General features: G+C 60.7%; 22 protein-coding genes. 10 read left to right on the plus strand and 12 right to left on the minus strand.

Annotated elements, in window-relative coordinates; all coding sequences use genetic code 11:
• Positions 1–349: 349 nt before the first annotated feature.
• Positions 350–796 (plus strand): hypothetical protein, encoded by a 447-nt coding sequence (locus ASC98_RS30395; protein WP_157598044.1) that lies wholly within the window; start codon positions 350–352, stop codon positions 794–796.
• Between the two features lie 4 nt (positions 797–800).
• On the opposite strand, the gene ASC98_RS14500 is transcribed toward ASC98_RS30395, so the two are convergent.
• The 4 genes from ASC98_RS14500 to ASC98_RS29465 form a co-directional block, all read right to left on the minus strand.
• A complete protein-coding gene (locus ASC98_RS14500) occupies positions 801–1,640 on the minus strand; it encodes a transposase domain-containing protein (RefSeq protein ID WP_056820059.1) in 840 nt (279 codons plus the stop codon).
• A 77-nt stretch (positions 1,641–1,717) separates the two neighbouring features.
• On the minus strand, positions 1,718–2,035 hold the full coding sequence (gene tnpB / locus ASC98_RS14505; RefSeq protein WP_200953057.1) for an IS66 family insertion sequence element accessory protein TnpB: 318 nt from the start codon (positions 2,033–2,035) through the stop codon (positions 1,718–1,720).
• A gap of 5 nt (positions 2,036–2,040) precedes the next feature.
• The gene (locus ASC98_RS14510; protein ID WP_056820064.1) at positions 2,041–2,424 is read right to left on the minus strand and encodes a transposase; all 384 of its coding nucleotides are present in this window, start codon (positions 2,422–2,424) and stop codon (positions 2,041–2,043) included.
• A gap of 464 nt (positions 2,425–2,888) precedes the next feature.
• Complete coding sequence (locus ASC98_RS29465; protein WP_200953058.1) at positions 2,889–3,872, minus strand: alpha/beta hydrolase; 984 nt, start codon at positions 3,870–3,872, stop codon at positions 2,889–2,891.
• 1,025 nt (positions 3,873–4,897) lie between these two features.
• Between ASC98_RS29465 and ASC98_RS14515 the strand changes: the two genes are divergently transcribed.
• The 7 genes from ASC98_RS14515 (at position 4,898) to ASC98_RS29485 (ending at position 13,215) form a co-directional block, all read left to right on the plus strand.
• Positions 4,898–5,569, plus strand: coding sequence for a hypothetical protein (locus tag ASC98_RS14515; protein ID WP_157598045.1), 672 nt, complete (start codon positions 4,898–4,900; stop codon positions 5,567–5,569).
• Positions 5,570–5,642: 73 nt separating this feature from the next.
• Positions 5,643–6,743, plus strand: a complete 1,101-nt coding sequence (locus tag ASC98_RS30400) for a radical SAM protein (protein ID WP_157598046.1) — start codon at positions 5,643–5,645, stop codon at positions 6,741–6,743.
• Positions 6,743–7,534, plus strand: coding sequence for a hypothetical protein (locus ASC98_RS30405; protein WP_157598047.1), 792 nt, complete (start codon positions 6,743–6,745; stop codon positions 7,532–7,534). Before ASC98_RS30400 ends, ASC98_RS30405 begins: the two co-directional genes overlap by 1 nt.
• Positions 7,535–7,682: 148 nt before the next feature.
• Positions 7,683–8,732 carry an HlyD family secretion protein gene (locus ASC98_RS29470; RefSeq protein ID WP_162249303.1) on the plus strand — a complete coding sequence of 350 codons (1,050 nt, stop codon included), beginning with the start codon at positions 7,683–7,685 and terminating at the stop codon, positions 8,730–8,732.
• Positions 8,733–8,752: 20 nt separating this feature from the next.
• The gene (locus tag ASC98_RS29475) at positions 8,753–10,885 is read left to right on the plus strand and encodes a peptidase domain-containing ABC transporter (RefSeq protein ID WP_082542048.1); all 2,133 of its coding nucleotides are present in this window, start codon (positions 8,753–8,755) and stop codon (positions 10,883–10,885) included.
• A 56-nt stretch (positions 10,886–10,941) separates the two neighbouring features.
• Positions 10,942–12,543: a serine hydrolase gene (locus tag ASC98_RS29480; protein WP_082542049.1), complete on the plus strand. Its 1,602-nt coding sequence runs from the start codon at positions 10,942–10,944 to the stop codon at positions 12,541–12,543.
• 18 nt (positions 12,544–12,561) lie between these two features.
• Positions 12,562–13,215 carry an SdpI family protein gene (locus ASC98_RS29485; protein WP_082542050.1) on the plus strand — a complete coding sequence of 218 codons (654 nt, stop codon included), beginning with the start codon at positions 12,562–12,564 and terminating at the stop codon, positions 13,213–13,215.
• A gap of 460 nt (positions 13,216–13,675) precedes the next feature.
• On the opposite strand, the gene ASC98_RS30410 is transcribed toward ASC98_RS29485, so the two are convergent.
• Positions 13,676–13,828: a hypothetical protein gene (locus ASC98_RS30410; RefSeq protein ID WP_157598049.1), complete on the minus strand. Its 153-nt coding sequence runs from the start codon at positions 13,826–13,828 to the stop codon at positions 13,676–13,678.
• A gap of 378 nt (positions 13,829–14,206) precedes the next feature.
• Between ASC98_RS30410 and ASC98_RS31295 the strand changes: the two genes are divergently transcribed.
• Positions 14,207–14,644: a ribosomal protein L7/L12 gene (locus ASC98_RS31295; protein WP_056807181.1), complete on the plus strand. Its 438-nt coding sequence runs from the start codon at positions 14,207–14,209 to the stop codon at positions 14,642–14,644.
• 95 nt (positions 14,645–14,739) lie between these two features.
• Here ASC98_RS31295 and ASC98_RS14530 read toward each other — a convergent pair whose 3' ends face one another.
• From ASC98_RS14530 to ASC98_RS14555, 6 genes are read right to left on the minus strand one after another with little or no spacing between them, the layout of a single operon-like run.
• Positions 14,740–15,486 carry an ABC transporter ATP-binding protein gene (locus ASC98_RS14530; RefSeq protein ID WP_056807184.1) on the minus strand — a complete coding sequence of 249 codons (747 nt, stop codon included), beginning with the start codon at positions 15,484–15,486 and terminating at the stop codon, positions 14,740–14,742.
• A 39-nt stretch (positions 15,487–15,525) separates the two neighbouring features.
• Positions 15,526–16,272, minus strand: coding sequence for an ABC transporter ATP-binding protein (locus tag ASC98_RS14535; protein WP_056807189.1), 747 nt, complete (start codon positions 16,270–16,272; stop codon positions 15,526–15,528).
• Positions 16,269–17,267, minus strand: coding sequence for a branched-chain amino acid ABC transporter permease (locus ASC98_RS14540; RefSeq protein WP_056807191.1), 999 nt, complete (start codon positions 17,265–17,267; stop codon positions 16,269–16,271). The genes ASC98_RS14535 and ASC98_RS14540 overlap by 4 nt, the downstream gene beginning before the upstream one ends.
• The gene (locus ASC98_RS14545) at positions 17,264–18,139 is read right to left on the minus strand and encodes a branched-chain amino acid ABC transporter permease (protein ID WP_056807193.1); all 876 of its coding nucleotides are present in this window, start codon (positions 18,137–18,139) and stop codon (positions 17,264–17,266) included. The genes ASC98_RS14540 and ASC98_RS14545 overlap by 4 nt, the downstream gene beginning before the upstream one ends.
• A 40-nt stretch (positions 18,140–18,179) precedes the next feature.
• Complete coding sequence (locus ASC98_RS14550) at positions 18,180–19,325, minus strand: ABC transporter substrate-binding protein (protein WP_056807196.1); 1,146 nt, start codon at positions 19,323–19,325, stop codon at positions 18,180–18,182.
• 28 nt (positions 19,326–19,353) lie between these two features.
• Complete coding sequence (locus ASC98_RS14555) at positions 19,354–20,241, minus strand: shikimate dehydrogenase (RefSeq protein WP_056807337.1); 888 nt, start codon at positions 20,239–20,241, stop codon at positions 19,354–19,356.
• A gap of 129 nt (positions 20,242–20,370) precedes the next feature.
• Between ASC98_RS14555 and ASC98_RS14560 the strand changes: the two genes are divergently transcribed.
• The gene (locus ASC98_RS14560; protein ID WP_056807198.1) at positions 20,371–21,144 is read left to right on the plus strand and encodes an IclR family transcriptional regulator C-terminal domain-containing protein; all 774 of its coding nucleotides are present in this window, start codon (positions 20,371–20,373) and stop codon (positions 21,142–21,144) included.
• On the opposite strand, the gene ASC98_RS14565 is transcribed toward ASC98_RS14560, so the two are convergent.
• Positions 21,120–22,163 (minus strand): lysylphosphatidylglycerol synthase transmembrane domain-containing protein, encoded by a 1,044-nt coding sequence (locus ASC98_RS14565; RefSeq protein ID WP_255358679.1) that lies wholly within the window; start codon positions 22,161–22,163, stop codon positions 21,120–21,122. The genes ASC98_RS14560 and ASC98_RS14565 overlap by 25 nt on opposite strands.
• Position 22,164: the final 1 nt, after the last annotated feature.

The following is a 22,164-nucleotide window of genomic DNA, read 5'->3' on the forward strand; positions in this document are numbered from 1 at the left end:
CAATCGTTCAAAACCCGCGGAAACTCGCGCTCGCCGCGGTGCACCGGTGTTCGCAGAGAAGCTGTCGGCTCCAGAAATTGAATTGATCAGCACATCCTTAGCTGCAGAGCGATATCGGGTGAGGTCTCACTTGAGGTCAAGATTCGTGGAAGCTCTTTGAATCGGCTACCTAGTGAGTACTCGTCAAGCCTTCCGCACCTCTCTTGCCTCGGCAAACAATGACAAGTCAGCTTTCTTCTCCGCAGAGGCCTAACCCTTCAATCGAGAGGACGTGCCCCGGCAAGCCGGGGCACGCCTCTCATCTCAAACGTTAGGCATCAGGATCGCAACCATGGAGCCAAATAGAGCAGTGAACTTCGACGAAGCGCATCGCGTAGGCGCGGAACTCGAGCTTGTTGCACGCAGCAATCTTCATCCCCTGTTCGAGCACATGGCTGGCGCTGTCAATCCGTTGCGGAACTCGATCGAAGGCGGGATACACACTCTGTGGCTGGAGCTCGCGCCGTCGGAGACAAGCCTCGACGAAGCAGTCTCCCGCTATGCCGCAATCTTTGACACGCTGCCACCGGAGCTACGAGCTGTCTGGAACAGTTGTACCGATCGCTGCGTCAACGTAGGACTTCAGGCCGGGTTCAGCCCTCACGCTTTTCCGTTGCTGGCATCATCCGGCGCGATCGCGGAGCTTGCCCGCCTCCGTCTGCGGCTCCAGATCACTCTGTATTCGCCTGAACCAAAACCGCCGGTGGCGGATCACTCGTATGCGTCCGGCCAAGTCATGTTGACCCGGCTCCAGTAGTCGATCAGGGCTGCCAGCAGTACGGCAGCAACTCGCGGATGCGGTTGTCCGCCTGAGTCGGCAGTCGCTCGAGCACGTCCTTGAGGTACAGGTACGGGTCGTGCCCATTGAGCTTGGCAGTGTGGAGCAAGCTCATGATGGCGGCCGCGCGTTGACCGGCGCGCAAGCTACCGGCGAACAGCCAGTTCTTCCTGCCCAAGGCGATCGGTCGGATCAGGTTCTCCACGCGGTTGTTGTCGATGCTCAAGTCCGCATCGTCGATGAGGCGCGTCAGTGCTGTCGCCAGACCCTTGTCGATGACATGCGCGGGCACAGGCGCCTGGATCAGCGTCCTGCAGTGGGCGCAGGCCCACTTGCCACGTACATGCCGCTCCACGGTGAACGTGCCGGGCTCGTAGTCGAGCTTCTCCGCCACGTCCTCGCCGATGCGCTTGAGCGCGCAGCCGCAGCTGCACGTCGTGGTCTCGGGCTCATGGTGGATCTCGCGCCGCGGCAGGTTCGCCGGCAGCGCCTGGCGCTTGGGCTGGCGCTTCTCGGCGTCGTCCTTGGCCGGCGACGCATGCCGCTCGACCTCGCGAGCGAGCGCCTCAAGGTCTTCGTCGATCGCCTCCTCCAGCAAGCTCTTCTGCTCGGAGCTGAAGCGCTCGCTCGTGGCCGCGAACTTCAGCCGCTTGAGCACCGCCATCTCGTGCGTGAGCTTGTCGATGACGGTCTGCTTGAACGCCACCACGCGCTCCTGACGGGCGGCGAACTCGGTGTTGACCGCGATCTGTGCCTGCGCGGCGCGCAGCGCCTGGCGCAGTTGCTGCGGGTCCAGCGTGTCAATGTCGTTGTCGGCGATCACGAGGGATGATCGTGCCAGACAGACGGCTCGGGAACCATCGGCACATCCGGCAATTGCGCAGCAGCGCGGGTGTTGTCCTAGACCACCGTGATCACGCCGGCTTCGCCGATGCGTTGCCAGGGCAGTCCCAATACCAGGGCATCGAACTGCATCTGGGTCAGCGCCGTGTTCGTCAGCGAAGCCCGCACGAAGCCGCCCTGATGAAGCCGCCGAGCGCACAGCCAGATGCCAATGCCGTCGTGCACCAGCACCTTGAGCCGATCGCCTCGGCGGTTGGCGAACACGTAGGCGTGATGTGGGCGGGCGCAGCCGAACACGGCGACGACCCGACCGAGGGCCGTGTCGGTTCCGGCTCGCATGTCCATCGGCTCGACCGACAGCCACAGCGCATCCACTCGGATCACCTGAGCACCTCGCGTAGCCAGGTCGCACACTCCGCTGCGGCGCTCACAGGCCAGGCGACCGAGACGTTGACCCCGCTGCGTTGAAGTTCGATGCGGATGTCGGGCTGCGGCTTCGGGGCGGGCAGTTGCAGCGCGACGAACTCAGGGGCCGGCGGTGCAGACGTCGTCGAGGTCGGTAATGGGGCGAGCAGCGGCGCTCCGCGCTGTTCTGCCTCGTTCACCCATCTGCGCAGCAGGTTCGCATTGATGCCGTTGGCCATCGCCACGGCTGCACTCGACATGCCAGGTTGCTCGCAGGCCGCCACGAGCTGCGCCTTGAACTCGGCGCTGTGCTTGCGCCTTCGGCGGCGGCCAGCCGCCTTCACAACAGTAGCGTCCACGTGTCCACGGAGAAGTTAAGTGGAGTAGAGCCTCCTATGGCTGCGAGCTCAGATCAAGATGACTTGGCCGGACGCATACGATCACTCGGCCCGTGCCACTGCTGCCTAACTCAAACGTTAGCGAACGTCCGGTTTCGGGGCCGCCGCAGCGGCGCTGGGGATGTCGGCAATGGGTCGATAGTGCCAGGTCGCGTAGGCGCACAGCGGACGTTCAACCCACCCGATCCGCTGGCGGCACGGCGCGTTGACGAGCGTCCTTGGTGCCGCGTTGCTTGGCCGATCGTTCGGCTACCGCCGGAGCGCTGGAGCGACCGCATTGAGGCAGCAAGCGGCCGATCGATAGCTCGAAGCGACCGACCGCAACCGCTGCACTGCAGCCGCCATCTTCAGGCTGGATTCTGTCGTCGCCAGTGCTACAACACCGGCTCCGTCGTGGGATCTGAAGCAATGCCTTTGAGAGCGATTCATCGTCTGACCTCGCCCGTGTTGTCTGTCATGAAATCGGCGATTGCTTCAACTACACCGGGTGCCAATGGTTGCCCGGATTCGGCGTAGGTTGCAAGGTTTGCGCGCCGACTGTCGGAGGTCACGGACTTTAGGACGTGGTTCACGTCAGGAAGGAAAATGAGTTTTGATCCTGAGTTCGCTTGGTGAAGCAAGCGCGCATCAACCTCTCCGATTTGAATATCGCGCGCACCCTGAAGCACTAAGACCGGCTTCGAGATGCCCGAAATTAGACGGCGCGGATCGTAGGAAAAAGCGCTGATCAGAAACCCTTGCACTGCGGGGTTGAACAGTCCCTGAAGGCCTGGGTGCATGCCGCTCGTGACTACACGTTGGCCACGCTCCAGTGTGTCAATTGCCGACATGGCATCACTCAAGAGGGGAGCGTTTGCGGGGTTGGCCTTAATTTGCTCACGCAAAACTTCTCCCATCGGTCTTCCGGCCGTCGCCACCAAAATCAGGCCACAGATCTCCATTTGATCACTCGCAGCCGCCAGCGCAACCAAGCCGCCTTCACTGTGCCCCATCATCCAAACGCAGCGCGCGCCAGTCTCCTTCCGAAGAGCGGTCACCCACGAACGAACATCCTCGACGTAGTCACCAATCGTGACTGCGTTTGCGTCCGGAACCGCACCTGCACTTGCATACATCCCTCGCTTGTCGAAACGCAGCGTTGCCCATCCACGCGCTGCGAGGCCCTCGGCGAGCAACCGATAGGTAGATGCTTTGAGGCCAGATGGACTGTTCCCATCGCGGTCGATCGGACCGGAGCCAGGAATCATCAAAACTGCCACACCAGTCTTGGGCTTCGGATTCAGGAGCGTGCCCTTCAGAGGTCCCGCTGGCCCCGACACTTCCAAGAGGGTCTGCGTTGGGGGTTCCAACGCCCAAAGCGGTGTCCCCAGCACGCAGATGCTGATCAAAACAAGACGTTTCAAAATCATCATTGGATCAATGCTCCGGTAGTCACGATGCACGCGACCTGAGCTTAACCGAGCCTGGTCGTGATGAACTTCGACTCATGACCGTGGATGTGTGATGGCTGCTCCGCACGAGTAGCCACTGTGCCACCTGCTATGAAACGCCAGAAGTACTTTCTGGAGCTCTGTCAGTCGTAGCTTCTGAAGTTCGGCGCAAAGTGTCTATGCTGTGCGCCAGCAAATCGTCATCTTGGCCCCCCGTTGCGATGCGCCCACGTTGCCGACATGTGTGGAGCGGGCTCGTGCCAACGCATCAACCCTCGCCGGCAAGCCTGACCACCCAAGGCGAACCGCACTCTCACTCGGTATCGAAGAACGCTCGCGCCCGCCATGTGAGTCGACCTTGCACCTTCACTGCCGCGAGCTTCAACCGCTACGCGAAGGTTGCGGTCCTTGCTACCAAGGTCAGTGATTGGTCTGGCGCGCCATGACCTACGAGCGTCACCTCCATCACATTGATGACCAACTGGAGGTATCTCACACGACGCTATTGCATCCTCTGCCAGCCGCTGTAGACTGTTGTAGAAGGGGCCCAAATGCCGCAGTAGAGAGCATTGGGGGATCACTGAAGGAATTGTCGTCGACCACATGTCAAAGCGTGCGGTCGAGACATTGAAAGTGAATCGGAATGAACAATCCTTGCGAACTTCCTCGAGTCGCTGCGCCACCATGGATGGTCGCGCAAGCTGAGTGTCCTGTGCCAATTCTAGGCATCGCGGCGCTCCCTAAATCCAACCTCCGAACCATCTTGGTGCGCAAGTCGTTCGGCAGGCTAGATTAGCCGAGATCATCTCCGTGAATTAGTCCTGCGTTGGGACTGCTGCCTGAGTCCATCTGGTGGGGCAGTAAAGATTGCTTATGCAATTAGAAGAATATGAGGCGATCTAAGCGCCTCAGGGATCAGGCTGTCCAATTCAAAAGGAGGGTTCATTAGACCTTGATATTTTGCTTCGAGAAGTTGACTCGCAAACAAACACTGAAGGAATGTAATGTCAAACGTTTATCCGATTAGTCTCTTTCCGTCTGGCCGGCTCAACCGGGCACCCCTTGTGCTGAATTCCGGACGATTCTCAACACGCGCGCACAACGAACTTGCGGCATTGGCTGAGAGCGGTGTGTCTTATGAGCCCAAGACCGTCACTGGAAGGATCTTGGATGCCTGCTTCGATCGATTGGCCGTTCCCGAGGAGTACACGGCCTTCAGCGAGCGGGTTTCCGATCTGTTCAAACGAGCGGTTGAAGTTGCGGAACTCTCTCTGAACGATACCCAGACAGGCACGAAGATCTCAGGAGAGCTCTTGCCGATGCTGCTGCAGGAAATGCGTCGAGCTGTCGAAGATTCACGGACCGTCGAGTTGTCCGCCCCCATGCAGTTTGAAAAGGACGCGCAAGGTCTGATCTTTGGCACGGTGAATGCGACTACGGACCATGAAGTCCTCTACACCACGACGGATGTCGCCTATGACGCAATTGCTGTGGCTTACACCGCCATCGCCGCTGCCGTGGTTGCTGTAGTGGGTATTGCCGTCGTCTTCGTCGGATCCGAACAGACCCCAGCGGCAAGCCTTTCGGGCAAGCATCTCAACTACGATGCATTCCACAGGCTCGCTCGTATTCTCGCGACAAATGCGCATCGGGTCGAGCCACGACAAGTCCATTGATAATCGGCGAGTTTTGATCTTAACGTAGGACACAGGATGCCGTCGGCAGACGGCATCCATAGGGAGGAATTCCATGTCAAGAGAAGTCGGATCACAATCTGGAGGCAGTATCCACAACTTCGGACGTCGGACACTTTCTGTTATGTTGACGTATCAGTGCACTGCGGAATGCAGCGACTGCGGAACACTCAGCTCGCCAAAAGTTAAAGAGTCCATTCCGTTAGAGTCGGCAATGAATCTTATCGAGCAGGCAAGTGATTTGGGATTTTCTATTGTCGTCTTCACCGGTGGTGAGGCAACGCTGCGTTGGAAGGAATTACTGACGTGTATCACCCGCACGAAAGAACTGAGGCTTCCAAATCGCCTGGTTACCAACGCGCATTGGGGGACCTCTCGTCAAACTGCGAAGCAGAAAATATCAGACCTTATGGACGCAGGGCTGGGCGAAATTAATTTCAGCACAGGAGACGAACACGTCAGATTTATTCCGTTAGAGCGAGTAGTTTATGCCACAAGTGCTGCGCTCGATGCAGGGTTGCGAACCAGCGTGATGGTTGAATCCCGTCTGAATCGCTCTGTGACTAGGGATTCGTTTCTGGCTAGTTTCAAGAATAGCTTCCCAACGCAAGAACTTGACAAGCTCTCCATCGTTGAGAGCCCTTGGATGCCCATCGACCCAGCTCGAACAACGGAGTACGACTCGAACTTGGCTGTGAATGAAAATACAGCGGTTCTCCAGAATGGCTGTGACAGTATCCTCACCACGTACACAGTGCAGGGAAATGGTCAAATTGGAGCCTGCTGTGGGCTAGGGATGAGGCTGGTTCCGGAACTCAACATCGGAACAATTGAGTCGAAACTGACTACGCTTGTTGGCGAGGCGGAGCAAGACTTTGTGAAAATCTTGATCCGCTATGTTGGACCACACCGAATTCTTAAGTGGGCTGCCGAAAAAGATCCGGCCATCGCCTGGGAAAATAAATATGCACATCATTGTCAGGCGTGCTTGCGCTTGTACAGCGATGAGCGAGTTCGCAAAGTAATACTGGAACATCACTCGGAGTTTGAAGACGAAATCCTGGATACGATGATGCTTCAGCGAAAGTACATCAATATATTCAACCCGGTGCAGCATACGCTGCAGTCTATAGAAAAAATTGTCACGGAGATGTGATGTCCTACGGTATCGAAGTTGAAGTCGAGGGCGCCGCGCGCCCATCGTCATTCTTAACGATGCCGCCGGAAGCACTTGGCAGATCCGCTATAGAGGCTAGATACCCGCAGTGCGTCGTAGCGATGCTATGCGGTTCAGGCGTCAGCGCGCCGGAGCTGGCGATCGATGTCAATCTAGTTGTCCTGTTGCCCGACCGTCCATTGCATTCCAAGCAAGTCTATTTTCTCGAAGGCAACATCATCGACGTTCACGCTTTCGAAAAGAATGAGATAAATGAAGAAATTGAGCGGCGGAGAACGAGGGGGTCAGGTGCGTTAATGCGGATGATATCGGAATCCACTCTGCTGATGGGGGATTATTCTGTTTTTCAGCAGACTCGGGATCGTTGTCGTGCACTTCTACAAGCGATACCCCTAGTGCGGCCGGACCCGGCCAGCCTCTCCCTACGGCTGGGCATCCTCGCAACTTCGTTGCTTCGTTCGCGGAGTCGGGAAGAGGCACTCGTGCATGCAATTGAGATATATAGATTAGCCGACATCAACGATAGCGGTTTGCGTGGAAGATGGGGGGTGACCGGCAAGAGCCTAGTTCGAGAACTGCTTGTCAGTCCACAAGCATCCACGATCCTTCGGATGAACGAGGCTTTAGGCGCGATTCATGGGCGAGGTGGTTCCGAGTTGTTCGTTTCAAGACTAATGGAATGGATGTCCGATGTGAATATCTCATTTTCCGGAAACCTCTTGGCTCTCGTTGAGCGGGCCGCCCGTACACCGGGGAGGTCGAATGAATAGCTTACGTCGAAAATATCTCATGAGGAGCCCGTCTTGGCCGACGTTGGCTATTTCGTTTATTACGTGCCTCATTTTCTTTGGGATTTACGCTGGAAGGGTCTCGAAGCATGAGATCGTCAGAGGATACATCGAGCCTGAAGGCGGGCTGATGGCTGTCCAAGCGTCCGCCCAGGGGACAGTGGATGAATTAAACGTCAAGGTCGGGGATGTGGTGTCGAAAGGCCAGCAGCTGGCAATTGTGTCAACACAGAAATATCTGCCCAATGGAATGAGTTTGCATTCGCGCGTTCTGAGAGAACTTGTTGCGGACTGCGATCTACTGGAGAAGCAGCTTCAGGACGAACAAGCTGCGAACTCTCGTCTCGTAGCCCTCAGCAGCGTGAGAAGGGAACAACTCCTCTCACAACTGTCCTCAATTGAAAGCCGGACCACATCTCTGCAAGGTGTTGTCAAGTTGCAAGGGGCCGCGTTGGAGCGATCGAGAGAACTCTTGACTGAAGGGTTCATCTCTCGCCCCGCTACAGAGCGCGCCGAACTTGACGCCGCTACGGCCTCGGATGTTTATCAAGCAGCGCTGCAAGAGAAAGCGCGATTGAAAGGCGAATACTCAGCACTGTTGGTTTCCGAAGAGTTGCGGATCCAATCATACGAGCAGAGGCAAACATCCTTGCGCTCCACGCTGAGTCAGCGGCATCGAGAGATTGTGACTGCGGAGGCTGGTCAATCTTTCGTCTTGAAGGCTCCCGAAGGCGGCACTGTCACAAAGGTGCAAGCCGCGCCGGGCGCAACAGTCGACGCTGGAAGCGTATTGATATCCCTCTCGCCGCTTCGTGCACAGTACCAAGCAGTGATCCTAATCCCGTCTCGATCCATGGCGTTTGTTAAAGCCGGAATGCCAGTGTACATAAGCTACGACGCCTTTCCATATCAGAAATTCGGAATGCAAAAAGGAGAGCTGTCCGAAATAAGCGGGTCTGTTATTTCCGCTCAGAATGAGGTGGGCCCTGTTCGCCTGCTTGAATCGTCATATAAGGCTACGGTTGTGATGCGCGGCCCACTACCAATGGCCTATGGGGAGGCCGTGTCAATTCGACCGGATATGCTAATTCAAGCGAATATCGTTCGAGATAATAGAACGATATTTGAATGGATTTTTGATCCAATTCGAGCCGTGGCCCATCGCGTGAATTCCTTGTAAGAGACTCCAGTACCTGACACATGAACATCTTCGCGCACGAGAAGAAAGTCCGGTTTATACCCCTGGCTGAAGCCGGGCATCCGGCACTTGCATGTCTGCAGATGTCATTGACTCTTCACGAGAGCGAACTTGACCTCGCGCGAGCGAAGAGGCTGTGGACGCAGGAATTTCGCGGGGACGTAGATAAGGCGATAACCGCAGTTGCGGCGAGTCTCGGACATGCGCTACATCGGCTAAACGTGGATCTTCGACAGCTATCACAGATCGACATTGGCTCAATTGTGCAGCACGCTCATGGGTATGGTGTCGTTACAGCGAAGCGGCGCAACAAAATTGTGCTGCTCGACCCGCGGCTTGCCGAAATCGAGATCTCGACATCGACAGACAACGAGAGTCAACCGAAAACGATCTGGAGACTTGTTCCAAGTGGGCCCGTCAAATCCGAATCTAAAGCACAAAGGCTGCCGATTCGCGCACTTACTTCCGGCATAACCGGGCTTACACGCACCGCGCTAAAGATACTTTCTCTGTCTGCTGCGTTGCAGTTGCTGGCACTTCTCTCTCCACTATTCTTTCAACTTGCCTTGGATGAAGTAATTATCTCCCGTGATACAGATTTCCTGGTACTGTTGGTGCTCGCTTTTTCGGTAATTGGATTGGTCTCTGCGTTTGCTTTGCACGCTCGCTCGACGCTTTTGACACAGGTCGATGGATCGCTCAAATTCCATCTCTCAAGTAGTTTTTTTCTACACCTGATGCGGCTTCCCCTTGAGTACCATGGAAGTCGTAATATCGGGGAGACTCTCTCGCGCTTTAACTCGCTCTCTGTTGTTCAGGCAGCCTTGACTGGAAAATATATAGAAATAATATTGGATGGGATAATGTCTGTCCTGACGATATCGGTGATGTTATTCTATAGTCCGAAGTTGACGGCCGTATGCGTGGGATCAATGGGTGCATTTTTTTTGGCGAAGTGCTACTTCACCCCTCGACTTAGGGCTGCGAATAAGGAGTTGATACGGTCCGCCTCTTTGGAGACGTCGTTTCTTATTGAGTCAGTTCGCGCTGTGCGCCTGATTAAGTTCGCAAACGGAATCGAATCCCGTCTAAATGCGTGGTCTGTTCGACGATTGGGCCTAATCCGAAATTCGGAGGAGCTGGCGCGCAGCGGGGGCGCGTTCGCAACGCTAAAGCAACTGTTATCCGCATCCGAGTATTTGATTGTCACGAGCATTGGCATATTGGATGTCGTCTCCGGTGCAATCTCGGTGGGTATGCTGGTTGCATTTCAGTTTTATCGACTGCAGTTCACTGGAAAGGTTGCATCATTGATAGATGGCTACTTCGAGCGGGAAATGCATGAAATCCATCTGGAGCGCCTTGCTGATATTTACAATCAACCAGTTGAGAAAGGCAGCTATCTCACCGGCGATAGGGTCTTCGACAACCCCGTGGGTATCCAGCTTGACTCTTTGGGATTTCGATATGGAGCGGACTCGCCCTGGCTCTTTCGGGATGTCCATCTGGTGATTCGGCCAGGCGAGTTTGTGGGTATATCAGCTCCATCGGGCAAGGGTAAATCTACGCTTCTGAAAGTGCTCAGTGGGGTGTTGAACCCAAGCGAGGGCAATGTCCTGTTCGACGGGAAGGGCTCGGGCGAAATCTCACCACCCGACCTGCGCTCAGCAATTGGAGTTGTCTTGCAAGATGAAGTCGTACTTTCGGGTACGATACTGGAAAACGTTGCGGTATTTGATGACTCGCCGGATGAGGACTGGGCATCTGTATGCCTAGCATGCGCTGGGCTCGTTGATGATTTGAATCTTTGGCCCCTTGGGATTCATACTCCGATCGGCGACGAGGGGATATCGCTTTCGGGGGGGCAGAAACAGCGGCTATTCATTGCGCGCGCTCTCTACAAAAGGCCACTACTCCTTATCCTCGATGAGGCAACAAGTTCCGTTGATGCTCAGACGGAGGCGCTTATTTTTAGTCACGTCGCCGCAATGTCAAGCACGAGAATTTTGGTGTCTCACAGACCTGAGATATTGTCGCTCTGCGATAGAGTCTTCGAATTTCGTGATCGTGGCATATTGGAAAGGCCGAGTCATTCGCTGAGCAGTCGTCATCCGGTAGTTCTGGAAGCACAATGAGACTGTGGTCAAGGGCGCATTGTTGATGCATAGTTGCACAAATTGCGCTGGTGTCGATGATTCCTCTTGACGCAAGTGCGGATGGGAGTGAAAGCTCAATGTATTCAGCACTGAAATTTAGCTTTGATCACGATCGCAGCGGCGCTTGTGTTGTCGCAGCTCTTGTCGATCGGGGGGGCGTCGAGCGTGCGGCGTTCTTCCCGGAGCACCTTGGCGATCAGCAATTAACTTACGACTCGGCAGTCGAAGTCGGGTCAATTACGAAGACTATGGTGGCATTCTTGGCTGCCGAGCTCGCAAGGGATGGAGATTGGAATTTGGATGCACCGGCCCAGGCATTCTTGCCAAAGGGCTGGACGCTTCCGCTTAGTATCGGACGGCAGATTTCCCTACGTCAGCTCTTAACCCACACCTCCGGTTTGCCGTCTATAACACCGGGGCTGATAACTGGAACTATTGGAGATCCATACGGGGGGTTGACTGAAGGAATATTGGCGGCCGAACTTCGTAAGCTGGAGCTGCGTCAAGGCGGGCAGGAGAAGTATAAATATTCTAACCTCGGCTATATGCTGCTTTCGTTGATGATATCAAATCACTATGGATTATCGCTTGAAAGCATATTAAGGCGAAATTTGTTCGAGCCGCTCGGGATGGTGCGAAGTTTTGTGAATATACAAAATGCAAATGGTACTGCTGTTGCCCCCGGTCATTTGTCGAACGGGCGGTCCACAGGGGGATGGAGTTCCGTCGGAAATCTATCCGGATTTGGTTCGGTTCACTCTACGCTAAATGATATGGTGAAGTACGTGCGAGCCAACTTGGGATTGCCTACATGCGGCAGGATTTCTGAGCTATTAAAAAGCACTCATATTGCTCTTGGTGAGGCGCTTGGCATGAGTTGGCAAGTTGTTCAAGGCCAGCAAGAGAGAGTAATATTTCATGAAGGTGCGACTGGCGGATATTCGTCGTTCGTTGGCTTAATGCCCGAACAGGAGCGTGGAGTAGTCCTATTAACTGACACCTCGTTGATAGATCTAGGTGGCCTGAATCGCATCGGTCTCCACCTACTTGGTTTGGATGTGCCGGCGCCTGCTCCACGGTTCGCGAGGTCAAGTGTCCCGTCGGAAATACTTGCGAGCATTGGCGGAAGCTACGACTACGAAGGAAAAGTACTCGAAGTCAGAGCGTCGCAAGTGCCGGGGATTCAGTTTCGGATCGATGAAAACGATTGGGGTGACCTGCATTTTGATAGTTACGGAGATTTCTATTCTGAGATCATTGGCGCTGTTATATCCCCCGCAGTCTCAAATGGCCGTGTGAACGGATTGACGCTGAAGCAGGGCGGCTCGGCGATTTATGCGCCGCGCCTGGGAGGCGTCTCCGTTGATGAGTCATTGCTGTTTGAATGGGTTGGAAGGTATGAAATGACGGAGAAGTTCTCCATTGTCGTCAGTTCGCGAGGGGGGAGAATTTATGCGCAGGGAACTGGGCAGCCGGAAGTGGAGCTGCATGTCACAGGAGCAGAAATTCTCGAGACTGCAGGAGTCGCTGCGAGAATCGAGTTTCATCGCTCCAGAGAGATGAAGATTGACGGGCTCTTTTTATCGCAGGCCGGTCGACGACATTGGGCGCGTCGTACACGTGAAGTGAATCAATGAACTATTGGGGGTTCTGCTATGTCCATTGAAAGGGGCTCTATCATTCGTCTGGCGCTATACACGCTCGTGGCGATGATGTTTTTCATTGCGGCGGTCGTTTGGGCACAAATCCCGGCGTTAAGATTAGTGCCCATGCATTTTTCTGCGGATGGTTCGGTGGAAGAGTGGGGTAGTCCTGCAATTGTGGTTCTTCTATTGCCATGCGTCGCGGCCGTTCTTCTTTATTTTATTTCCATAGGGCAGCGACCTTCGGAGAGAAATAATTTGGATTTCCGCTTTGGTGTCGCAGTGTTGTATGTGTGCTTCTTCGCGGTTCTCTTCCTACATGTGCTGGTTCTGCAAGCTGCGTTGATGATTAAGCCGGCACTGGCGATTTCCGCCGAGATAACTTCGAGTTTTGTCATTGTTGTTGTTGGGTTCCTTTTTCTTGTTATCCCACGTAATGCGTTAATTGGACTGCGTTTTCCGTGGTCCCTGCGGAGTGAGGTTTGCTGGTCTAGAACGCACGCAGTCGGAGGAGTTGTTTTTGTTGCACTAGGTGTGATTTCTTTCCTTATAGAGTTCAGCCCATTGGCATATCATCTGCACGGTATGATATTTGTCCCGGCCATGATGGTCGGTATTGTGATCTCCGCGCTTGTATCTTATATGCAATGCAGGGTGGATTCGTAGGGTCAATGGATGGCCATTTCTTTTGAAGGATGGCCGCTCAATTCGATCGGGGCGATCGATGAATTGCGGAAATTCGATTGTGAGTCGTTACAGGGCAAGGGTCTACCGAATTGCGCTCGCCGAATGTGAAAGCGTTTCCGCAATGAAGAGCTGCCGTGGATGACAACGATGGAATGACGGACTACCTTCTTTGGCGGGCTGGAGACTACCCTGGCTGAGCGTTGAGCGGGAGTGCGACAGTCCGTGCGAAGATGAGCCGCAATGAGCGGCCCAGGTCAACTTGTGCTTCAGGATGGAGGCAGCGCCCGCCAGGCGCTCGCCGATTTGGTCATGGCGTGGGCACGTGACTCTCAGACTGGCGAGCCGTGCTACATCCTTGAGCTCGACGCCCAGCACCGAGGAGCCAAATGTGGATGCGAATGTCAGAGTTGCGGCCTAGCGCTCACCGCTGTCACCGCTGTCAACGCGGCCAAAGCCGAGTGCCGGCATCGGTTGCAGCGAAGGAGTCCTCCGCCACCTCTTTCAACTGCTTGATCGTTGCCTTGGGCTCCAGCTTGCTGAGCTTGGCAAACACGCGGTCGACCCAGGCGGCTTTCTTCAGGGCAGTCGACATGATCTTTCCAGTACTGCGGGGAGATTTGAGGCTCGGACCGAACTCTACGACGGGACTAAACGGCTGACGAGAGGGCTTGTCATGGCGAGCCCGACAGGAGTTCGAGAGTAGGCTGCTCGCGTTCAAAGCATCCTAGGAGACGACAGCAGGGCGATCAGCAACGCAGGGGTGCCGAAGATTGGGGCTGCGACCGCGCAGCCGATCACCGCACTGATACGGAAGTGATACGGTCCCTTGAATTCACCTATGAAGGCGACCCATTGAACTACGGCGAGCGGCTGCGGATTCTAGCGGGCGCCGCATGGGCCGGCGGCAGTGCTTCGTACCTGCCGAGCGGGGACGGCGATACTCCGCCACGCCCACTCTTCACGTCGAAAAATGCAGCGATCTCCTGACTCCCTTTCCGTCGAGGTTGTTGATGCGCTGAGGCGCGGCAACAAGATCGAGGCCATCAAGCTTCTCAGGGACGCCACGGGACTGGGCCTGAGCGAGGCGAAGGACGCGGTGGAAAGAGTCGAATCGGGGGAGTCGCCCGCCCTGCAGGAACGCGTCCGTTCCTCCACGATGTCGCCTGAGATCGAAGCGGCCCTTCAGCAGGGCAACAAGATTGAAGCCATACGGCTGCTGCGAGCGCAAACCGGGGTGGGCCTCAAGGAGGCCAAGGAAGCGGTCGACGCGGCTTCTGACGGCCGTCAAGCGACGGCACCCGGAGGTTCCCCCGGCGAGGTCAAGCGATCCGGCAGTTCCCTCAAGTGGTTCGTCGCCGTGATCTTCGCGGCGGCCATGCTCATCTACTTCGTGCTCAAGCCAGCCTGAGAGGGCCGGTTGGCGATGCGGATCCCGAGCAGCGGCAGCGCGTCGAAACGGCTGATGACTGCGATCAGTGCCAGGCAGGCGGCCACGCCCGTGATTCAGGCTGCGGCGGCGGGCACGTCGATCGGCGCGCCGCCAAGAAACAGCCGCTCGATGTGCGGGTCGGCCAGCAGCTCGCCGGCCGGGCGGTGCAGCACGAGGCGGCCCGATTCGAGCGCGATCGCCTCGTCGGCCACCTTCAGCGCGCTCTTCACGTTCTGCTCGACCATCAGCACCGTGGTGCCCTGCTGCGCCAGCTCGCGCAGCAGCGCGAACACATCGGCGACGACGATCGGAGACAACCCGATCGACGGTTCGTCGATCAGCAGCACGCGCGGGCGCAGCAGCATCGCGCGGGCGATTTCCAGCTGCTTCTGCTCGCCGCCCGACAGTGCCGACGCCTGGCTGCCGATGCGGGCCTGCACGCGCGGAAAGCGCGCCAGCACCTCGGGAATGCGCGCGTGCGTGGTCTTCATGCCGAGCGTGATGCCGCCGAGCTCGAGGTTCTGCCACACGGTGAGCTGGCCGAACAGGTTGCGCCCCTGCGGCACGAAGGCGACGCCGTGCTTGCACAGCAGATCTTTCGGGGCGCTGCCGGTGATGTCCACGCCGTCGAGCCGGATGCGGCCCTGGCGCAGCTTCAGCAGGCCGAACAGCGTCTTCAGCACGGTCGACTTGCCGGCGCCATTCGGGCCGAGCAGCAACGTGATCCTGCCGCGCCCGGCCTGCAGGCTGAGGTTGTTGAGGATCATGAACTCGCCATAGCCGGCGACGACCTCCTCGAACTCGATCGCCGTGTCCGTCATGCCGCCGTTTCCCTTGGCCGCTCGACTCCGGCAAGCGACTCAGTTGCCGAGATACGCATCCAGCACCTCCCGATTCCCCCGAATCTCCGCCGGCGTGCCCACCGCCATCACCGTCCCCTCGACCATCACCATGATGCGGTGGCACAGGTCCATCACGAAATCCATGTTGTGCTCGATCACGATGAAGCTGCCGCCCCGCTCGCGGTTCAGCGCCTTCAGCAGCACGCCGATGCCGCCGACCAGGCTCGGGTTGACGCCGGCGCACGGCTCGTCGAGCAGCACCAGGTCGGGCGCGCTCATGAAGGCCATCGCGATGTCGACCAGCTTCTGCTGGCCGTAGCTCAGTTCGCCGGCCAACTGCTGCGCCACGTGGCCGAGGCGGAATTTCTCGATCAGCGCATCGGCCTGCGCACCGAGCCCGGAATCGCCCGGCGCGAACAGCCGGCGCGCCAGGTTGCCGTGGTGCTCCTGCGCAGCCACCAGCAGGTTGTCGCGTACGCTCATCCGGGCGAACACCTGCAGCGTCTGGAACGTGCGGCCGACGCCGCGCCGGCTCAGCTGCAGCGGCGACAGGCCGGTGATGTCCCGGCCCTTCAGCTCGACCCGCCCGCCGTCCGGGCGGATCTGCCCGAGCACGCTGTTGAACATCGTCGTCTTGCCCGACCCGTTCGGGCCGATCACGCCGAAGATCTCGCCCGGCATCACCTCGAACGACACGCCGGCCACCGCGGCGATCGCGCCATACGACTTGCGCAGCTCGGTGACCTTCAGCAGCGGCACGCTCATGGCTGCGCCCCGATCGCCGCTGCCGCGGCCGCGCGCGCGGCCGACGCCTCGCGCGCCCGGCGCCGTGCCCGCAGCCGCTCGGGGAGGCTCAGCAGCCCGTCGGGCAGCCACAGCATGAGCAGCACCACCGCGCTGCCGAACACGAACAGGTACCAGCCCTGCGTAAAGCGCAGCCACTCGGGCAGCAGCACGCCGACCGCCGAGCCGATCGCCGGGCCGAAGAAGCGGCCGGAACCGCCCACCACCACCATCAGGTACATCATGATCGACGCGCCCACGGTGAACGGCGCCGGCTCGATGAACTGCACCAGCGACGCGAACAGCGCCCCGGCCGCGCCGGCATACGCCGCACCGATCGCGAACGACAGCAGCGTGTAGGCCTGGACGTGCACGCCCAGGCTCTCGGCACGGATCGGGTTGTCGCGCAGCGCGGTGAAGGCCTTGCCCCACGGCGAGCGCAGCAGCTTCCACAGCAGCGCGCCGAGCACCAGCGTGCAGCCGAGGATGAAGTAGTAGTACGGCAGGCCGCGGTCGAGCGACAAGCCGAACAACGACGGTCGCGCGATGTTGTTGATGCCGAAGGTGCCGCCGGTCAGCCATTCCTCGTTGCGCATCGCGAGCCACACCGCGGTGTTGAAGCCGAGCGTCGCGAACGCCAGGTAGATGGCCTGCACCCGCAGCGCCGGGAAGCCGAGCGCGAGCCCGACCGCGAAGCAGCCCGCCATCGCGAGCGGCAGGCCGAGCCAGAAGCTGAAGCCCGCCTTCGTCACGATCGCCAGCGTGTACGCGCCGATGCCGAAGAAGGCCGCATGGCCGAGCGACTTCTGCCCCGCATAGCCGACCGTCAGGTTCAGCCCCATCGTGGCGATGACGAACACCAGCCAGTAGCTCAGCAGGTACAGCCCGTAGCTCTTCAGCAACGGCGGCAGCGCGACCAGCAGCGCCAGGCCGAGCAGGCCCGCCAGCCATGGCACGAACGGCTTGCCCGGGCTCATACCTTGCGCTCCTCGCGGCGGCCCAGCAGCCCCTGCGGCTTGAACAGGATCACCCCCATGAACACCACCAGCGCGACCGCGTCCTTGTAGGCGGCCGAGACATAGGCCGACGCGAGGTTCTCCGCCACGCCGACGATCAGGCCGCCGAGCAGCGCGCCGCGCGAGTTGTTGAAGCCGCCGATGATCGCCGCGAAGAAGGCCTTGGTGCCCAGCGGCTCGCCCATGTCGAACTTGGCGAGGTAGGTCGGCGTGATCAGCAGCGCCGCGGCGCAGGCCAGCAGCGCATTGATCGCGAAGGTGTAGAACACCATGCGCGGCACGTCGATGCCGAGCACGGTGGCGCTCTCGGTGTTCTGGGCCACGGCCTGCATCGCGCGGCCGGTCACCGTCTTCGCGAGAAAGGCCTGCGTGCCGAGCACCAGCACCAGTGCCATCGCGAGCGTGCCCAGGTCGACGAGCGTCACCGTGACGCCGCCGACGTGGAACAGCGTGTCGGCGAACAGGCTCGGGAACGGATGCGCCTCGGCGGTGAAGCCGGCGCGCACGCCGTTGCGCATCGCGATCGCCAGGCCGATGGTCGCGACCACCACCGGCATCAGCCCGAAGCGCAGCAGCGGGTCGGCGACGCCGCGCTTGAAGGCCCAGCCGAGCACGCCCACCGCCAGCACGCAGGTCAGCACGAAGCCGGCCCACAGCGGCAGGCCCAGGCCCATGAAGCCCAGCATCGCGAAGGCCGGCAGCATCACGAACTCGCCCTGCGCGAAGTTGATGGTGCCGCAGGCCTGCCACAGCAGCGTGAAGCCGAGCGCGGCCAGCGCGTAGATGCTGCCGGTCGCCATGCCCGACAGGATGAGTTGCAGAAGGTCGGTCATGTGGTGATCGCGTGCTCCCGGATCGACATCCGGGGGGGCTTCATTTCTTCCCCAGCGCCGGCAGCGTCTCCCTCACCTCCTGCTTGCCGTTCTTCACCTCGACGATGAAGCTCTCGCGATCGAGGTCGCCGTTGGCATCGATGCTCACGTCCATCAGCACGCCCGGCTCCTTGGCCACCGCGATGCTCAGCCCGTGCAGCGCCTTCGCGACCGCGACGCGGTCGAACTTGCCGACCTTCTCGATCGCGGCCTTCAGCATGTAGACGCTGGTGTAGCCCTTGATGCCGTTGTGGTCCGAGACGTACTTGTATTCCTTCTCGAACTTCGCGCGGAAGGACCGCATCGCCGGCGTCGGCGCGTCCACCGTCAAGCCGACGTGCGCGATGGCACCGTTCGCCGCCTCGCCGGCCAGGTCGATCACCTTCTGGCCGGTCAGCGTGGTCTCGCCGATCACCGGCTTGCTCCAGCCCTGCTTGCGCAACTCGCGCAGCGCACGCGCCGACTCCTCCTCGTTCGTGTAGACGAACAGCAGGTCGGCGTTGCTCTGCTTTGCGCGCAGCACCGGCGCCGCGAAATCGACCTGGCCCGATTCGGTGGAGATGTCGGCTGCCACCTTCAGACCGGCCGCCTCCGCCGACTTGACGAAGGCGTCGCGCCCGCCCTTGCCGAAGTCGTTGTTGACGAACATCACCGCCACCGTCTTCGCCTTCAGCGTGGTCGCGATGTAGCGCGCGACCTTCGGCATCGACGAGGCCTGCGTGAAGCTGGTGCGGAAGATGTACGGGTTGCCTTGCTGCGTGATCGAGCTGGCCTCGCCACCGGTGAAGTTGGGCACCTCGGCGCGCCGCGTCTCGGCCATGCTGACCAGCACCGAGCCGGAGAAGGTCGGGCCGAACACCGCGAACACGTCGTCGTCGACCGCCTTGGTGGCCAGGCCCTTCGCGACGCCGGGGTTCGATTGGGTGTCGTTGACCAGCGTCTCGAGCTTGCGCCCGAGGATGCCGCCGGCCGCGTTGATCTCCTTCACCGCGAGCTCGATGCCGTTCTTCGCGTTCGTGCCGGCGGTGGCGCCGGTGCCGGAAAGCTCCTGGATCACCGCGAGCCTGACGGTCTGCTGGGCGTGCGCGGCGAGGACGGCCGTGCCGAGGATCGCGGCAAGCAGCGCGCGGCGGGTGGACGGGTTCATGGCTTGTCTCCTGGTTGGAATGGGGGCCTCAGGCCGCACCGAACAGCGCGCGCAGCCCGGACGCATCGGCCTGCACCGCCTGCGCGATGCGGTCGAAGCCGAAGAAGGACAGGTACTCGGGCACCTGCTGCACCAGCATCTCGAAGCCGGGGTGGGCGACGATGCCGCGGGCGCGGCAGGCGCGCAGCAGCGGCGTCGGCTGGTTCTTCATCAGGATGTCGACGACCACCGCGCCGGCATCGAGCCGCGCGGTGTCGAAGGGCAGCGGGTCGTCGGGGCGCAGCCCGAGCGGCGTTGCGTTGACGACCAGCGAGAAGCCGGCCGGGTCCGGTCGCGCGAGCGACACCACGTCGACGCCGAACTCGCCGGCCAGCCGCTCGGCCATCGCCGCGGTGCGGCCCGGCGCGGTGTCGAACAGCGCGATGCGCGACGCCCCGGCCGCGGCCAGCGAGGTCGCGATCGCCACGCCGCCACCGCCGACGCCGACCACCAGCGCGCTGCAGCCCGCCGCCGGCACGCCGAAGTGCGCCAGCGCCTTCGTGAAGCCGACGCCGTCGAACAGCGCGCCTTCGAGCGTGCCGTCGGCATCGCGCCGCACGGCGTTCACCGCACCGGCGCTGCGGCCGAGCCGGTCGCAACGGTCCAGCAGGTCGACCATCCCGGTCTTGTGCGGGATCGCGAGCCACAGGCCGTCGATGTTGCGGGCCTTCAGCACATGCCGCACGAAGCCGGCGAGGTCGCCCGCCGCCACCTGGGCCGGCACCAGCACGGCATCGGCGCCGTGGCGGGCGAACAGGTGGTTGAACACCTCCGGCGCGCGCACCTGCGCCACCGGGTCGCCGAGGATCAGGAAAACGCGCGTGCTGCCGAGAATGCGGCCCGGAACGTGGCCCGGGATGTGGCCGGAGAGGGTCATCGGCGCGAGCGTAGGCAGCCGCCGGGTCGGCCACAAGCGTGCTGACCCGAAAATGCGCGATAGTCGCTCAGGCGGCGCGATGATCGCGCCAAATCGGGTTAACTCGGGCTCCGGCCCCCGCAGGCGCCAATGGACGACACGCCGTTCCAGATCGACAAGAAGGACCTGATCGACGGGCTGGGCAAGGGCCTGCGCGTGATCGAGGCCTTCGACGACGACCACCCCCGCCTGACGCCGAGCGAGGCGGCGCAGCTGACCGGCCTGACGCGCACCGCGGCGCGCCGCTACCTGCTGAGCCTGGTGCACTTCGGCTATGCCGGCACCGACGGCAGGCGCTTCTGGCTGGCGCCGCGCGTGCTGCGCCTCGGCCAGAGCTACATCGGCGCGGCCCGGCTGCCGCGGCTGGTGCAGCCTTTCATCCAGCGGGTGTCGATGCAATGCGGCGAGACCGTCAACGTCAGCGTGCTCGACGGCCACGAGGTGGTCTACGTCGCGCGAAGCAATGCGCCGCGGGTGGTGTCGATCGGCTACCACGTCGGGGCGCGCGCGCCGGCGCACGTGGCGACACCGGGCATCGTGATGGTGTCGGCGCTCGGCGACGCGGAGCTCGAAGCCTGGCTCGCCGGGCACGACTTCCATGCCTTCACCGCCCACACGGTGAGTACCGCCGACGTGTTCCGCGAGCACGTGCGCGCGGCGCGCGCGCTGGACCACTGGATCACCGCGCAGCAGCGTGACCTGGGCCTGTCGGGCATCGCGACCGCGCTGCGCGACCGCAAGGGCGCCTGCAAGGGCGCCGTCGGCATGACGCTGCAGTCGGTCTCGTACACGGCGGAGCAGATGCGCTCGCAACTGCTGCCGCTGCTGCACGAGGCGGCTCAGGCGCTGCGGCCCTTGCTCTGAAGAGCCTCCAGCCGCAGCATCGCCAGCAGTCCGCAGGCGATCGCGAACCACAGCGTGGCGAAGCGCACGCCGACGGCCGCCAGCGTCGCGGTGGCGACCGGCACGCCGAGCGGCGCGAGCAGCGCGACGATCGCGAGCTCGGTCGAGCCGATGCCGCCCGGCAGCATCGAGGCGGCGCCGACCAGCATCGCCAGCGGGTAGGTCGACAGCGCCGCCGTCCAGCCGAGCGTGAAGCCCAGCTGCGCGAGCAGCAGCACCAGCGACAGCGCCGTCAGCGCCCACGCGGCCAGGCCGATCGCCAGGCCGATCGACAGGTCCGGCAGCGTCAGCCAGATCCGGCAGCCGGCGAAGCCGTCGCGCACCGCCCGCAGCATGCCGGCGAGCTTCGGATGGCCGCGCCCCGCCAGCGCATCGGCGGCCCGGCCGAACAGCGCCGGCCAGCGCGCGAGCACGCCGATCGTCGCCAGCAGCAACGCGACGAACGCTGCCGCGAGCGCCAGCAGCCCGGGCTGCGCCAGCGCCAGGCACGACAGCACCAGCACCGCCACCAGGTCGCAGGCGCGTTCGAACAGGAAGGCCGAGAACACCTGCGCGCCGCCGATGCCGAATGGCGCGTGGTAGCGGATGCGCACCAGCTCGCCGGCCTTGCCCGGGCTCGCGGTGAACACGAAGCCGGCGACGTAGGCGAGAAAGCCGCGCCATGGCGTCAGCCGGTTCGCAAAGCGCCGCAGCAGCCAGCGCCAGCGCAGGTAGCGCAGCACCATCGATCCGAGCGACAGGCCCGCCATCCACGGCAGCACGCGAAGCATGCCGGGAAGGCTGGCCGACAGGGCCGCACCGCCGGCGACCGACCACGTCACCGCAATGCTCCCGATCGCCAGCAGGGCCAGCGACCAGGCGCCGCGTGCCCGGCGCGGCGGGGCGTGCAAATCGGGCGACGCATCGCGATCGGCCGGGAGTGGTGAATGGGGAGGCGAGGGGTGTGGCAAGGAGGCGTCGGGTCGAAAGGGGCGGCTCACG

It is taken from the genome of Rhizobacter sp. Root1238, from assembly GCF_001425825.1.
Lineage (GTDB): Bacteria > Pseudomonadota > Gammaproteobacteria > Burkholderiales > Burkholderiaceae_C > Rhizobacter.

Excerpts from the sequence above, each read along its gene's own strand:
- ASC98_RS29465 (WP_200953058.1), bottom strand. The coding sequence starts at position 3,872 with ATGATTTTGAAACGTCTTGTTTTGATCAGCATCTGCGTGCTGGGGACA.
- ASC98_RS14515 (WP_157598045.1), top strand. The coding sequence starts at position 4,898 with ATGTCAAACGTTTATCCGATTAGTCTCTTTCCGTCTGGCCGGCTCAAC.
- ASC98_RS30400 (WP_157598046.1), top strand. The coding sequence starts at position 5,643 with ATGTCAAGAGAAGTCGGATCACAATCTGGAGGCAGTATCCACAACTTC.
- ASC98_RS30405 (WP_157598047.1), top strand. The coding sequence starts at position 6,743 with ATGTCCTACGGTATCGAAGTTGAAGTCGAGGGCGCCGCGCGCCCATCG.
- ASC98_RS29470 (WP_162249303.1), top strand. The coding sequence starts at position 7,683 with ATGGCTGTCCAAGCGTCCGCCCAGGGGACAGTGGATGAATTAAACGTC.
- ASC98_RS29475 (WP_082542048.1), top strand. The coding sequence starts at position 8,753 with ATGAACATCTTCGCGCACGAGAAGAAAGTCCGGTTTATACCCCTGGCT.
- ASC98_RS29480 (WP_082542049.1), top strand. The coding sequence starts at position 10,942 with ATGATTCCTCTTGACGCAAGTGCGGATGGGAGTGAAAGCTCAATGTAT.
- ASC98_RS29485 (WP_082542050.1), top strand. The coding sequence starts at position 12,562 with ATGTCCATTGAAAGGGGCTCTATCATTCGTCTGGCGCTATACACGCTC.
- ASC98_RS30410 (WP_157598049.1), bottom strand. The coding sequence starts at position 13,828 with ATGTCGACTGCCCTGAAGAAAGCCGCCTGGGTCGACCGCGTGTTTGCC.
- ASC98_RS31295 (WP_056807181.1), top strand. The coding sequence starts at position 14,207 with ATGCAGCGATCTCCTGACTCCCTTTCCGTCGAGGTTGTTGATGCGCTG.
- ASC98_RS14530 (WP_056807184.1), bottom strand. The coding sequence starts at position 15,486 with ATGACGGACACGGCGATCGAGTTCGAGGAGGTCGTCGCCGGCTATGGC.
- ASC98_RS14535 (WP_056807189.1), bottom strand. The coding sequence starts at position 16,272 with ATGAGCGTGCCGCTGCTGAAGGTCACCGAGCTGCGCAAGTCGTATGGC.
- ASC98_RS14540 (WP_056807191.1), bottom strand. The coding sequence starts at position 17,267 with ATGAGCCCGGGCAAGCCGTTCGTGCCATGGCTGGCGGGCCTGCTCGGC.
- ASC98_RS14545 (WP_056807193.1), bottom strand. The coding sequence starts at position 18,139 with ATGACCGACCTTCTGCAACTCATCCTGTCGGGCATGGCGACCGGCAGC.
- ASC98_RS14550 (WP_056807196.1), bottom strand. The coding sequence starts at position 19,325 with ATGAACCCGTCCACCCGCCGCGCGCTGCTTGCCGCGATCCTCGGCACG.
- ASC98_RS14555 (WP_056807337.1), bottom strand. The coding sequence starts at position 20,241 with ATGACCCTCTCCGGCCACATCCCGGGCCACGTTCCGGGCCGCATTCTC.
- ASC98_RS14560 (WP_056807198.1), top strand. The coding sequence starts at position 20,371 with ATGGACGACACGCCGTTCCAGATCGACAAGAAGGACCTGATCGACGGG.